The following is a 13,250-nucleotide window of genomic DNA, read 5'->3' as shown; positions in this document are numbered from 1 at the left end:
AAAAAAGATGCAGATATCAACCTGCATCTATCTATATTCTAATTCTTAGGAGAATAAAGGCTTAAGTACTGCTGCTAACTCATCCTTTTCCTTCTGTGCTTCAGCCAAGTCCTTACCTAAAGTTGTAAAGTATGTCTTAATCTTAGGCTCTGTACCAGAAGGACGGACAACAACTGTAGCCCCATCTTCTAAACCAAAGATAAGTACATTTGCTTTCGGTAAACCTGTCTCTTCCGGCTTGTTATAGTCTGTTAGAGAAACAACCTTACGTCCTGCAAATTCTACTGGTGGATTAGTACGTAATGTATTCATGATACCAGCCATCTTATCCATACCAGATAGACCATCAAACTCATAGCTATCAACCTTGTTGAGAAAGCGTCCATACTGTGCGTAAATTTCTTCTAGACGCTGTTTGATGGAAGATCCAATACTACGATAGTACGCAGCCATCTCACAAATTAACATGGATCCAACAATCGCATCCTTATCGCGTACATAAGAACCAGCTAAGTAACCATAGCTCTCTTCAAAGCCAAAGATGAAACGTTCTTCTTCACCATGCGCTTCAAGTTGTGCAATCTGATCACCAATCCACTTGAAACCTGTTAATGTATGACGTAGTTCAACACCATAGTGCTTCGCAACCAAATCTGCTAAAGGTGTAGATACGATAGACTTCACAGCCACTGGATTTTTCGGCATTGTACCCTTCTCAATACGTCCAGCACAGATATAATCTAGTAAAAGTACACCCATTTCATTACCAGATACGAGTTCGTACGAACCATCTGGACACTTCATCGCAATTCCTACACGGTCAGCGTCAGGATCAGTTGCCAACATCAAATCAGCACCAACCTTCTTTGCAAGTTCCAAGCCCTTCTCTAAGGCTTCATAAATTTCAGGGTTTGGATAAGGACAGGTTGTAAAGTATCCATTTGGATATTCCTGTTCAGGAACAATCGTAATATCTGTGATACCCATATCACGTAACACACGTGTTACAGGCACAAGACCCGTACCATTTAATGGGGAATACACAAGTTTCAAACCTGCAGTCTTGCAAAGATTTGGGCGAACTTGTCTAGATTCAATTGCTTGATAAAGTGCTTCCTTGCAATCATCTCCAACAAACTGAATCAACCCCTTCTCTACGCCTTCCGCAAAAGTAATGTATTTCGCACCAGTTAGTACATCTGTCTTTTGAATCTGGTCATATACAATCGCAGCCGCATCATCTGTCATCTGACAACCATCTGGTCCATATGCTTTAAAGCCATTGTATTTTGCAGGATTGTGTGATGCGGTAATCATAATACCCGCATTGCAGTGATAGTATCTTGTCGCAAAGCTCAAAGCAGGTACAGGCATTAGTTCATCATATAGACGAACATGGATACCATTTGCAGCTAGTACTGCAGCCGCATCCTTCGCAAAAGTCCAACCCTTTAAACGGCTATCATAACTAATCGCAACAGTCTGTGTACCACCTTGGGTCTTAACCCAATCCGCAACACCCTGTGTTGCTTGACGAACAACCCAGATATTCATACGGTTTGTGCCAGCACCAAGAGTACCTCTTAAACCAGCTGTACCAAACTTCAAAGCTACCGCAAATCTTTCTTTGATTGCTTCATCATCATTTTCAATACTAGCTAATTCTGCATGTAAATCAAAATCGATTAAGTTTGCAGAAAGCCAACGCTTATATTCATCTAAATACATAATTTTTTAGCTCCTTAATCTTATTTTAGCATAATAAAAAAGAAAGATGTCAAAACATCTTTCTCCCCTTATTGTTATCTATTAAGCAATAACTTTTTGAGCGCGTAATACGTCTTCAATTGTCTTAACAGCTGAATCTTCGTCATCACCTTCACAGGAAATTGTAATTTCAGACTGTGTAGGAATTCCAAGTGACATAACACCCATAATAGACTTCATATTCACTGTACGGCCCTTGTAAGATACCTTCACTTCACTCTTAAACTTGCTTGCAGCATTTACAGCAACTGTAGCAGGACGTGCATGTAATCCTACTGGGTCAACAACTGTAACAGTAATTTCTTTCATTGGTTTATCCTCCTGATAATTTTTACTTACTATATCTGTATTTTATAACATACTTGTTTCAGATACAAGCGGTTACATATATAGAAGTTGCAATTCGATACAATATTTCTATCTTAGAAATTTACTTATGATATGGCTCGTTATGTAGAATGCGAAAACTACGATAGATTTGTTCTACTACTAGTATTCTACAAAGTTGATGTGGAAAGGTTGCCTTAGAGATACGCCAACGGAAGTCAGCACGCTGAATCAATTCATTGCTTAGTCCCAAAGAACCACCAATCACAAATGTAATCTTACTTCTAGCACGATTATAACAATCCTGTATTTTATTCGCTAGCGCGATAGAATCGATATCCACACCCGCAAGATCTAGTAAAATCAGATATTCATCATCACGGATATTTTTTAATATCCGCTGCCCTTCTATCACCTTTACCTGTTCATTTTCAGCAGCGGAGTTTGTCTCTGGTGCTTTTTCATCCTGCACTTCTATAACGTCAATTTTATCGTAAGGGCGGATACGCTTTACATACTCTGCGATAGCATCCTTCATCCACTTCTCTTTTAGTTTGCCACAGGCAATCATCTTGATCATTGTAAAACCACACCAATCTGCTTACTTTCACCACCACGGATGATGGATACATTTACAGTATCACCAGCTGAATGCATGTACATTCTCGCAAGCACATCTTGATAGGAAGACATTTCGATTCCATCGATCATTGTAATGATATCTCCAACTTGAAGAGCATCTCCTGCATCCTTCTTCTCAACAACTGTTTGAACATATACACCAGTCTTCATATCAATGTTAATACCCTGTGCACTCTTTTCATATGCAAGCATACTTGATACATTACGCACCACAACACCCAACGCACCGCGTGTAACTTTTCCATTTGTTTTAAGTGCGTTGTAAATCAGTTTGATTTCATTAGCAGTAATTGCATACTCCATACGAGAATTACCTTGGAATGGTTGACTCGCAACAACACCAACAAGCGATCCATTTAAATCAATCACTGCACCACCCTCTTGAATCGAAGTGATTGGTGTATCCATTTCTAGCATGGAAGATAGCCAAGTTGTCGTACCATTCATTCGCCAAACACCAGGTTCTGAAACAATACCACTACTAACAACTGCACTACCAGTCGTTAGGTTTCTACCACTCATTACAACTACATTCGCACCTTGTGCTAAAGCAGTTGTATCTAAAAACGTAAAAGGTTTTACTTCAAAATTTATCGTTACTTGGATAAGCGCTATACCACTTTCAGAATCATCGCCAACCACGGTAGAACTAATACGTACACCACTATCAAACACAACGTTTGGGTTACCATTCTTTATTGCCTTTGCAGTTGTTAAAATGTGGACTGTTTCCTTTTCCTTTGCAATGATAATTCCACTATAGTAAGAACCATCGCTTTCAACCGTAACCACACTACTTCTGCTCTTTTCAATCGCACTCGTATAGTCAGATGTCGTATAGTTTGTACTATTCATATCTTCAAGGGAACTATTGCCTGTATTATTCTTCTGCAGATTCCTAATCAACATCATTGTCAGGACTAGATTCCATACCAATAATAGCGCTAACGCTACCGGCATCAACTTTTTCATCATATATACCCTTTCTAATCATCTCATACTGGCCTGCTGCACACACAAGCAGATTTTTATGTAGTAATCCAGAATGATTTTGTAATGCATGTACTGTTGTATCAAGTGCTTTCTTGCGTGTATTTGCTTGTTCACTTAAATGCGCAAGAATAATCATCTTTGTCTTCTCTGTCACGATTTTATCAAGAACAGCTGCACAATCTTCATTGCATAAATGTCCTGTATCACTATAGATTCTTTGTTTCGTAAACTGTGGACGACTTGTCGCCATCAACATCTGTACATCATGATTTGACTCTAACACAATATAGTCCGCATCTTTGATGCGTGGAATATGTTTCTCATTGATATAGCCAGTATCCGTAATATATACAAGTTTCTCAACTCCATTTTCAACGATATATCCAACTGTATTTAACGCATCATGCGATAACGCAATTGGCGTAAAACGTAAAGTTTCAACTGTAAACGAAGACCCAGGCTTTACGTAGAAAGTATCAATCTTTGGTATTTCAATTGGAGAATAGATTGGTAGTGAGGCAAAGTGCTTAATTTGTGAGATATGATCAGAATGATTATGTGTAATCAACACTGCATCCAAATCATCTAATGATATCTGTAGTTCTTTTAAGTGCTCAAATAAATATCTCTTTGTTGTACCACAATCAATCATAACTTTTGTAGTACCATCCACAATTACAAAACTATTCCCTTTTGAGCCACTCGCCATTAGTGCAAAGTCCATCATCAGTCCAAACCCTCGCAATCCATTAATGCAGAACATGCATTCACTGACTTACCGTTCTGCAATAAGCTAAATGTCACATGTGGTCCTGTCGCTTTTCCAGTCATACCAATCTTACCAATGACATCACCTTTTCTTACAACTGTATCAACTTCCAGTGTACACGGTAAGTATAGATGACCATATACGCTCTGATAGCCATTATGGTGGTCAATAATGACATAGTTTCCTAATTCATCTGTATAACCTTTTTCTTTGATGACCCCAGTATCAGCAGCCATAACATTGCCCCATCGATTATATCGATTGATAAAATCAATCGACTCAAATCCTGCATAACAACCATATTCACAGATGATTTCAGGATGTTCAACCGGATAGGCAAAACTACCACTACCAATTCCCAAATCAGTATTCTTTCCAATTGCTACAACTTCATCTTGTCCAGCTGCTGTTACAACAGATGAAAGTTCTGTTCCTGTTTTGAGTACTCCATTTACCCATGTTTCATGGTAAAGCACGTTCTTTGAACCATTTGCACCACTTTGTCTGACAACTGTTTGACCACTTTCAACAGTATTATCCTCTAATACAGAAGTCTTATAGAACAATGTTTCCTTCTGTAGTCTTTGTTTATAAACATACACATCGATTGGAGATGTGAAGTAAGTCACACAGAGTTTTGTACCTGCAGTTAATGGTTGACTGCTATCTTTAATAACATCTTGATTAATACGCAGTAACTGTTCAGCAGTTAACCCATAATTCTGTAAACCAATCGAATCTAGCGTATCTCCTTCTTCAACCGTGTAATATACTAGATTTTCATTATCACCATAGGATAAATAATGTAATACTTCTTCTTCCGTGGTTTTAATATCCTTAACGGATGCGTAGGCATCCGCAATCTGTATTGCTTCATTGATTTTAAAGCCCATTGTCATCACACCATATTCCGTTAGGTTTGAAATTGCATGATGTTCGTGAATGGCTTCTAATGTATCTTCATCGATGAAATAAGAAAGATACTTTTGTAAAGCTTCTTGATAGATATCTTCTGACTTTACAAAGATTCTTGCATACTCTTCATTATTATCCGAGAAAGAAATTGATTTACAGGCAACACTATATAGAGAATGATCATCTAAATACTGCATGATTTCTGCGTCTACATCTGTATAGATATTTGTACTCATCTCTTCTACAAGATACATGTTATCCGCAATCCCAATATGTGTATTTGGAAACATGCTTGCATACTTTACTTTATATACGGTATTTAGATGTTCATCCATATAAGTCTTATCTTTGATGATACCAATCAATTTCTGATCTTCATATAATTTATAAATCTTATGTGCGTCAGAAGTCGTTACTTCTATAGTCTGATTAAAGTTACCTACTGTGCCAGCTTCAATTCCTTCAAAAGAAGGATAGAAAAAAGAAGGCACGATAACAATTGCGATTGATAACACTAAGCATATTGTTACAGCAATCAAGTTTTTCATGCCTTCCTCCTTCATTATTGTGGTTTATTTGGGGCAATGTTATAGAGTGCGTTAGTATCTGCCTCAAACGCTACATATACCCTACCTGTCGCACCATTACGGTGCTTTGCAAGATTGATTTCTAGACGCTCTGTTCCAGATTCTTTTGCTTGTTCTTTTGCTTCTTCGTTATAGTAAGACTCACGATACAACATCATAACGATATCGGCATCCTGCTCAATCGCTCCAGATTCACGCAAGTCACTTAACATAGGACGCTTATCTTCACGCGCTTCAACACTACGGCTTAACTGTGATAATGCCACAACAGGCACCTTCAATTCACGCGCAAGAGCTTTTAGACTACGCGAAATATCAGATACTTCCTGTTGACGATTTCCGCCAGTACGATCTGATGGTCCACTAATTAACTGAATATAGTCAATCATAACCATGTTTAATCCATGCTCTGCCTGTAATCGACGACACTTGGAGAAAATTTCAGGAATCTTGATTCCTGCCATATCATCGATATAGATATTGGAAGCCTTTAACTCTGATGAAGCTTCGTTAATACGGTTCCACTCTTCATTGGTTAAACGACCTGTTTTTAACTTATCACCTTGGATATGACTCTTCGCACTCAATAAACGCATCGCGAGCTGTTCTGCACCCATCTCAAGTGAGAAAATCGCTATCGCACCCTTCTGTGCTTGTGGGATTAACGCAACATTCATCGCTAAATTTAACGCAACCGCTGTCTTACCCATAGATGGGCGCGCAGCCAAAACAATCATATCACCACGCTGTAAACCATGCGTAATGCGGTCCAAATCATTAAAACCTGTCTTTAAGCCAGTAATCTCAGATGAATTTTCTGCGGCTGCACGAATCGTCTTCAACACTTCATTTAAGACATCATTTGGATTCTTAAACTCACCAGCTTTACGATTACGAGACACATTCAAGATTTCTTTCTCGGAACGATCTAAATAATCATTTAAATCTGTTTGTCCACTAAAACCTTCTTCCGCAACCCTTTCAGCCGCTTCAATCATACGGCGCATCATCGCTTTATCTCGAATCAAATTCACATATGTTAGTGTATTTGCACTCGTTACTGCTGCGTTCATTAAGTTTAGAATATACTCCATTCCACCAGACTTATCTAAAAGATCAGTATCCTTTAAACGTGTCGCAACAGTGGTAGAGTCAATTTGCGTTCCTTCTTGATATAGTTCTTCACATGCATGATAAATCCGACGATTGGCTTCGATAAAGAAATCGTCAGCTTCAAGCCCTTCTTCTAATGCTGTACGAGAAGAACTTGGATATACAAGCATGGTTCCCAGCAAACTAGCTTCCGCTTCTGGGGCAGAAGGTAATACACGTGACATACTTAGTTCTCACTTCCCAGTACTTTCACAACGATCGTACCGATTACATTCTTGTGTAATTCAACTTTTACTCTTGTTGTGCCAAGACTATGAATCGGTTCTGTATCAATAATCTTGCGCTTTTCGATAATAATGCCTTGTTTATTCAAAGCTTCTACAATCTGCTTTGTAGAAACAGAGCCGAAGACTCTTCCTTCTTTACCAGACTTCACGGTGAAAGTAACTACTGTCTTTTCTAATAAGGCAGCTTTTTCATGCGCTTCTTGTTCACGCTGTGCTTCTAGTGCAGCTTCTTCTGATTTCTGTTCCTTTAAGATTTCTAAGCTAGCCTTAGATTCCGCAACCGCAAGGCCTCTTGCGATTAAGAAATTTCTTCCGTAACCATCAGATACATCGACGATATCTCCACGCTTACCTACTTTTTTAACATCTTGTTTAAGAATTACTTTCATCTTCTGCCTCCTTCTTCTGCTGTTCAATAATATTAATTAACTCTTCTTTTAGTTCTTTGACTGTCGCATCCTTACGTTGTGTTGCGGCAGCTGTCATATGACCACCGCCATGCATCGCTTCCATAATTGCCTGTACATTGATTTCACCATTTGAACGAGCAGAAATACTATTGATTCCTGTACTCTTATCCTGGGCAATCACAAAGGCTGCCTTCACATCTTGGATACTCAATAAACTATCCGCAACTTGGCTCATAATCGAACGTGTAATCTTCTCATTTTCAACAGCCGCAATCACGATACCATCCGGATATCTTTCACTTGCATTCATAATCGCACTCTTTAGCACGAACTCATCATAAGTATCTTTCAAATAATCATACGCTACTTGAGGATCTGCACCAAGTTTACGTAAAGCACTGGCCGCATCATATGTACGTACGCCAGTTCTTTCACGCCACTTGCGTGTATCAATCGTCATACCTGCAAGCATGAATGTCGCTTCTAATTCAGAAATATCCACTTTACTTGATATAAACGGAATCATTTCCGTCAAGATTTCACAAGTACTAGAAGCACCTGCTTCGATATAAATCAGGATTGGTTTTACACCCATATCTGTACTTCTACGATGGTGATCAATTACCACAATCCGTTCTGCCATCTCTAAGAGCTTTGCGCCATTCGATTGTAGAATGTTGTGATGGTCGGTCATGATGACGAGTGTATCATCCTTGAGTTGGTTGATAGCTTCACCTTCTGTTACAAACGTGATGTCCTCTGCAAGTTCTTTTTCGTTCTCTTTCATTGCCGCATCTAACTTTTCTTCAATACCACCAGTCCTAGCAATAATACTAACTGGCTTATTAAAAGCGGATGCCATCTTCGATAAACAGATTGCGGAACCAATACAATCGAAGTCTGCGTTTTTATGTCCACAGATAATAACGTTGGAAGAATGCTGAATGAGGTCACGTAATGCGTGTGCCATAACACGTACACGTACACGGCTTCTCTTCTCGGCTGCTTCTGTAGAACCACCGAAATACTTTACATCCTCACCAACGACCTGAATCGCAACTTGGTCACCACCACGCGTTTGCGCAAGGTCCATTAACTTCGTAACTGTCTCATCTAGCTCCGCAAAGTTTGAACTACCCTTGGCAAAAGCCATAGACAATGTGATAGATACTTCAGCTTTTTGTGATGCTTTACGTACGATGTTCAAGATTGAGAAACGATCTGCCGCAATCTCACGATAAATCCTCTCATTGAGTACTAATAAATAACGATTGTTGTTTAATCTTCTTAAGAAGACACCAAACTTTTGGAAGTATTCATTGAGTGGTGTACGAATTGTCGCATTGATATTTGCAATATCCGCATCATCCGCATACATCGTACTCTCTTCATAGTTATCAAAACTAGCCAAGCCAAGCACAACATGTTCTTCATTATACTTACCACGATACTTATCTAATAACGTAATATCCTTAAAGAAAATCGTCGGTGCATTTTCACGCTTACTAATTTCATAAACATATTGGTCAATCGTGACATTTACCTTTTCCGTTTCCCCGGAAATAATATCGTTAGCTTCTGGTAGCCAATTTAATAATTTAGAACCAATACGATCAAGTCCTCTTTCCTTAAAGAGTTCACTTTGCCATGTGATGACATAGTTTTCATCGTAGTTCATCATACCTACGCCACCAACAAGATACGCATCCGCGTAAGAACCACCTAAATATTTTTCTAATCCAATGGATTCTTCTTCATTTGCGGATTGGAAATAATCCAACAAATAGACCGCAATTAACGATTCCGCAATTAACACTAAGATGCCTGGTAAAATATTTATCTTAAAAATCAACTGTAACAGAATGATAACCGCAAGCTGGATAGCAAGTGCCACAAAAACAACTTGTTTAATTCGACTCATTTTTTGTTGCATGATATCCCTCCTCTACAATTCGTTTATGCATGTTTGTTGTAATATATAAAAATCCATAAAGCGCTACCGGAAATGACATCGCTAACGCTAAGATAAACACGACAAATGTTAAGATTCTACGACTTTCCTTTGCCAGAAGTCCAATCATCACTAAGAGACCAACAACCCCCATCGCTGTGAGATAGAAATAAGCAAACGTTCCTAACGCTGAAAGAATTGTCATCGCCGGTTCTGTTTTAATATAACCAGACCCAACATATAAATACCCAAACATTCCAACAAGTGCCACATAGCCAATCCACTTTGGTGGATAGTATAGATAAAGCGGCGTTGATTCAGGAAGCTTCATACGTAATCTCTTCAATAAGAGTCTCGATGAAATATGCGTTACGATTGCTTCTAGAACACCTAACATCAATGTACTAACGAAGAATATATTCCGTAATAGCACGTTGATATCTACATTTGCAGCAAATGTTACACCCAATGTTTTCTGCATCATATCAAAGGTTGAACGTAACTCTAAAACTAACTCATCTAAACTAACCCCAAAAATTGCTACATTAATAACAACCGCAAGTAGTTCTGTAAGTCCACCAAGAACCATCGTTCTTAGCAATAATCGCTTACTCTCTACGTTCTGATAAATACCACATCCATATACCAACCCAATAATCGCCTCAGCGACAAAGAAGAATATCGCAAATGGACTTGCAAAGATAAACGACACAAAGATAATTGCGACCAAAACCATCAAACTATCACGCAATCCATATTTAGCCCCAAAGTATACCATCGGTAGTGGTAACAGGAACACAAACATACTGCTAAAAGTCCCCTGAAATTGTCTATCGATTAACATAAATACGCCGATCAAGGCAACCATCATCGCCCCTTCGGTAATCTTTCTTACATTTTGATTCATAATATTCTCCCAAAAAGCACTATAAAAAGTCGCTTTTCGCATGCCAATATTATATCATAATCAGCCAAATTCGATTGCCTTAGCTTTCGCTAAATCGCTTTCATCAAAACTCTCATCATTTTATCACTTTCATAACAGTATTAACTTCTGCTATGATACTCCCCAAGGAGGCCCCTATGTTAACAAAAATTCTCTATTTTCTCATTGAACTGATTACTTCCATCCACAACACAATCTTGACATGGAACGATAATAATCTCATCGGATTATCTGATAAAGACTTACACTTTGTAGTCATTGGTATATTAGGAATTTTAATGATTGCGATAGTATATCCACTCTTTAAATTCCTCGCAAAGCGTCACCACTACCTTACGCTAACATTTGTCTATGTCTTCACATTGATTATCGTAATTACCTTTGCGATTGAAATTGGTCAAGGAATCACCCATACCGGCACAATGGACTTTGTCGATATTGTTGCAGGTATCGCTGGCTTTCTGCTAATGTATGTAGTACTCGCAATTATTACCAGCGTCATTAACGGTATCGTCTATTTAATAAAACGACCAAAGTAATCATTTTTCACACTCCAAATTTTCTCTATTTGATATAATATGCAATAGAGTATCGGGGTGTGGCTCAGCTTGGTAGAGCGCTTCGTTCGGGACGAAGAGGTCGTGAGTTCGAATCTCGTCACCCCGACCATAACAAAAACCGTCAATTTGACGGATTTTTTTGTTACCAATTTGCGTTGAATACATATTGATTCAAACGTTCAAACGCTTCCTTTACTCGCGATAATGGTAGCGCTAGATTCATTCGAATACTGTATGGCCCATGAAACATACGTCCATCTTGCCAAGCTACACCCACACGATATCCAGCCTTTTCAACTTCTTCAATCGTTTTACCATGTTGTTTACACCATTTCTCACAATCAATAAACAACATGTAAGTACCTTCTGGCTTCATCAGTTCTACGCCTTCAAAGTGTTCTCTAATATACTCTACCGCATAATTTACATTACCAGTAATCACTCCACGCAATTCATCTAACCATGCATATCCTTCCGGTTGATACGCACCAATTAATGCATGCATGGATAATACATTCATACTATTGTAGTGAGATTTCGAAGCTTTTGAGCGAATACGATCACGTAATGTCTGATTGTAGATGATATGATAAGCACCGATAAGTCCTGCAAGGTTAAACGTCTTACTTGGTGCGTATAACGCTACTACATGTTCATGTGCCCATGCATTTGCGGACTGTGTAGGAATATGCTTATGTCCCTCTAAGATAATATCTGACCAAATCTCATCTGAGATAACAACTACATCATTACGTTCATAAACTTCCATTGCTTTTTGGATTTCTTCCAACTGCCACACACGACCACAAGGGTTATGTGGGGAACAGAAGATTGCCACATGAATATGATTCTGCTTAATCTTTTCTTCCATATCCGCAAAATCCATTCTCCAGATACCATCTTCATCTTTTACAAGCGGACTATGTACGATGCGGAATCCATTATTATTTAAGCAATGTGTAAATCCAATATATGTTGGACTATGCACCAACACCGCATCTCCAGGTGCAGCGTAAGCTGTTAAAGCAGACAACAAACCACCCAGAACACCATTTTCATATCCAATGTGTTCTGGCAATAACCCTGTCACTCCATTACGCTTATTCTGCCAATCAATAATACTCTGATAGTATTCTTCACTTGGTGCAAAATAGCCAAATGCAGGATGGTTTACACGCTTTATAATCGCTTCCTGCACAGAAGGAACTGTTGGAAAGTTCATATCCGCAATCCACATTGGAATCACATCAAATCCCTCATCAGGAAGTCCAGGTTTTCCTGGTAACCCCACACCATCAATCGCTATAGCATCTTTGCCATGACGATCCATTATCGTTGTAAAATCATATTTCATCGTAGAATCCTCCCTATGATTCATACATATTTCTACTACCATCATAATCCCTACATCAAACAATTTCATTATCGAAAGAGAAAAAGTGAACACTTCTGTCCACTTTACTGTTCGTTCTTTTTGTTTAGCTCTTCTGTAGAATGGTGCTCAATTGGAGCCCAATGCACCTTAGAAAATAATGCCTGTATAGAAATTGGTAGGTACGACAACAAGAATAACGGGAACAACAATAGATGCTTAATCTTTGCCCAGTTGTTTGTCTCGATACGATCCCACTCCATACCAACGGTGATTGCACCAATGATCATTAACGATATCCAGAAACCACCAATCGTCTTAAACACAAACCACAACATTTCGCGTTGGAAAACAAGTCGTACATAATATGGCATTAATCCAGCAGAAGCCATTACCCATAATACAAAACCCAGAATCGCAATCGTTAATAAGCTGGCTGGTAACACCGTCATCAAGATATCATAGAATGCTAGACGTCTGCCCTTAGCTGTTAGAACACCCTTTGTTAAGTCACCCAAGTATCTACCATCAATCTGGTAGAATCCCTTTGCCCAACGCATACGTTGTTTCCAAGATTGTTTCCAAGTAGATGGTTGTTCATCATATAAAAT

The 13,250-nt window shown here is 38.8% G+C and carries 13 protein-coding genes and 1 tRNA gene; 2 read left to right on the top strand and 12 right to left on the bottom strand.

The annotated features are described in order from the left end of the window. Positions 1-45: 45 nt before the first annotated feature. The 10 genes from RWM19_RS08900 to RWM19_RS08855 all read right to left on the bottom strand — a co-directional run bounded on the left by RWM19_RS08900 (position 46) and on the right by RWM19_RS08855 (position 10,668). Entirely contained in the window at positions 46-1,728 is a 1,683-nt protein-coding gene (locus RWM19_RS08900; RefSeq protein WP_294022538.1) for a phospho-sugar mutase, read from the bottom strand. A gap of 81 nt (positions 1,729-1,809) precedes the next feature. Beyond that, positions 1,810-2,076 carry a phosphocarrier protein HPr gene (locus tag RWM19_RS08895; RefSeq protein ID WP_006525883.1) on the bottom strand — a complete coding sequence of 89 codons (267 nt, stop codon included), beginning with the start codon at positions 2,074-2,076 and terminating at the stop codon, positions 1,810-1,812. 121 nt (positions 2,077-2,197) lie between these two features. Continuing rightward, positions 2,198-2,674 carry a 23S rRNA (pseudouridine(1915)-N(3))-methyltransferase RlmH gene (gene rlmH, locus RWM19_RS08890; RefSeq protein ID WP_294025908.1) on the bottom strand — a complete coding sequence of 159 codons (477 nt, stop codon included), beginning with the start codon at positions 2,672-2,674 and terminating at the stop codon, positions 2,198-2,200. Further along, positions 2,671-3,711 carry a S1C family serine protease gene (locus RWM19_RS08885; protein ID WP_313986140.1) on the bottom strand — a complete coding sequence of 347 codons (1,041 nt, stop codon included), beginning with the start codon at positions 3,709-3,711 and terminating at the stop codon, positions 2,671-2,673. The genes rlmH and RWM19_RS08885 overlap by 4 nt, the downstream gene beginning before the upstream one ends. Further along, positions 3,635-4,456 carry an MBL fold metallo-hydrolase gene (locus RWM19_RS08880; protein ID WP_313986137.1) on the bottom strand — a complete coding sequence of 274 codons (822 nt, stop codon included), beginning with the start codon at positions 4,454-4,456 and terminating at the stop codon, positions 3,635-3,637. The genes RWM19_RS08885 and RWM19_RS08880 overlap by 77 nt, the downstream gene beginning before the upstream one ends. Continuing rightward, the gene (locus RWM19_RS08875; RefSeq protein WP_313986134.1) at positions 4,456-5,961 is read right to left on the bottom strand and encodes a peptidoglycan DD-metalloendopeptidase family protein; all 1,506 of its coding nucleotides are present in this window, start codon (positions 5,959-5,961) and stop codon (positions 4,456-4,458) included. Before RWM19_RS08875 ends, RWM19_RS08880 begins: the two co-directional genes overlap by 1 nt. Positions 5,962-5,975: 14 nt before the next feature. Further along, positions 5,976-7,337 (bottom strand): replicative DNA helicase, encoded by a 1,362-nt coding sequence (dnaB, locus tag RWM19_RS08870; RefSeq protein ID WP_313986132.1) that lies wholly within the window; start codon positions 7,335-7,337, stop codon positions 5,976-5,978. A gap of 2 nt (positions 7,338-7,339) precedes the next feature. Next, positions 7,340-7,789, bottom strand: a complete 450-nt coding sequence (gene rplI, locus RWM19_RS08865; RefSeq protein WP_313986130.1) for a 50S ribosomal protein L9 — start codon at positions 7,787-7,789, stop codon at positions 7,340-7,342. Continuing rightward, positions 7,773-9,743 (bottom strand): DHH family phosphoesterase, encoded by a 1,971-nt coding sequence (locus tag RWM19_RS08860; RefSeq protein ID WP_313986127.1) that lies wholly within the window; start codon positions 9,741-9,743, stop codon positions 7,773-7,775. Before RWM19_RS08860 ends, rplI begins: the two co-directional genes overlap by 17 nt. Then, positions 9,718-10,668: a DUF2232 domain-containing protein gene (locus tag RWM19_RS08855; RefSeq protein WP_313986124.1), complete on the bottom strand. Its 951-nt coding sequence runs from the start codon at positions 10,666-10,668 to the stop codon at positions 9,718-9,720. Before RWM19_RS08855 ends, RWM19_RS08860 begins: the two co-directional genes overlap by 26 nt. A gap of 176 nt (positions 10,669-10,844) precedes the next feature. Here RWM19_RS08855 and RWM19_RS08850 point away from each other — a divergent pair, with 176 nt between their 5' ends. Then, positions 10,845-11,246, top strand: coding sequence for a hypothetical protein (locus tag RWM19_RS08850; RefSeq protein WP_313986122.1), 402 nt, complete (start codon positions 10,845-10,847; stop codon positions 11,244-11,246). Positions 11,247-11,299: 53 nt separating this feature from the next. Beyond that, a tRNA-Pro gene (locus tag RWM19_RS08845) sits at positions 11,300-11,376 on the top strand. A 33-nt stretch (positions 11,377-11,409) separates the two neighbouring features. On the opposite strand, the gene RWM19_RS08840 is transcribed toward RWM19_RS08845, so the two are convergent. Further along, entirely contained in the window at positions 11,410-12,621 is a 1,212-nt protein-coding gene (locus RWM19_RS08840; RefSeq protein WP_313986120.1) for an aminotransferase class I/II-fold pyridoxal phosphate-dependent enzyme, read from the bottom strand. A 104-nt stretch (positions 12,622-12,725) separates the two neighbouring features. Beyond that, the coding region (locus RWM19_RS08835; RefSeq protein ID WP_399553452.1) for a glycosyltransferase at positions 12,726-13,250 on the bottom strand (525 nt) is incomplete at its 5' end.

Origin of the sequence: uncultured Solobacterium sp. (assembly GCF_963517755.1) — a bacterium.
Taxonomy (GTDB): domain Bacteria; phylum Bacillota_I; class Bacilli_A; order Erysipelotrichales; family Erysipelotrichaceae; genus Bulleidia.
Note: the sequence above shows the minus strand (reverse complement) of the source record. Positions and strands in the feature narration are given on the sequence as shown.

Excerpts from the sequence above, each read along its gene's own strand:
- RWM19_RS08850 (WP_313986122.1), top strand. The coding sequence starts at position 10,845 with ATGTTAACAAAAATTCTCTATTTTCTCATTGAACTGATTACTTCCATC.
- rplI (WP_313986130.1), bottom strand. The coding sequence starts at position 7,789 with ATGAAAGTAATTCTTAAACAAGATGTTAAAAAAGTAGGTAAGCGTGGA.
- RWM19_RS08860 (WP_313986127.1), bottom strand. The coding sequence starts at position 9,743 with ATGCAACAAAAAATGAGTCGAATTAAACAAGTTGTTTTTGTGGCACTT.
- RWM19_RS08900 (WP_294022538.1), bottom strand. The coding sequence starts at position 1,728 with ATGTATTTAGATGAATATAAGCGTTGGCTTTCTGCAAACTTAATCGAT.
- RWM19_RS08885 (WP_313986140.1), bottom strand. The coding sequence starts at position 3,711 with ATGATGAAAAAGTTGATGCCGGTAGCGTTAGCGCTATTATTGGTATGG.
- RWM19_RS08855 (WP_313986124.1), bottom strand. The coding sequence starts at position 10,668 with ATGAATCAAAATGTAAGAAAGATTACCGAAGGGGCGATGATGGTTGCC.
- RWM19_RS08875 (WP_313986134.1), bottom strand. The coding sequence starts at position 5,961 with ATGAAAAACTTGATTGCTGTAACAATATGCTTAGTGTTATCAATCGCA.
- dnaB (WP_313986132.1), bottom strand. The coding sequence starts at position 7,337 with ATGTCACGTGTATTACCTTCTGCCCCAGAAGCGGAAGCTAGTTTGCTG.
- rlmH (WP_294025908.1), bottom strand. The coding sequence starts at position 2,674 with ATGATCAAGATGATTGCCTGTGGCAAACTAAAAGAGAAGTGGATGAAG.
- RWM19_RS08840 (WP_313986120.1), bottom strand. The coding sequence starts at position 12,621 with ATGAAATATGATTTTACAACGATAATGGATCGTCATGGCAAAGATGCT.
- RWM19_RS08895 (WP_006525883.1), bottom strand. The coding sequence starts at position 2,076 with ATGAAAGAAATTACTGTTACAGTTGTTGACCCAGTAGGATTACATGCA.
- RWM19_RS08880 (WP_313986137.1), bottom strand. The coding sequence starts at position 4,456 with ATGATGGACTTTGCACTAATGGCGAGTGGCTCAAAAGGGAATAGTTTT.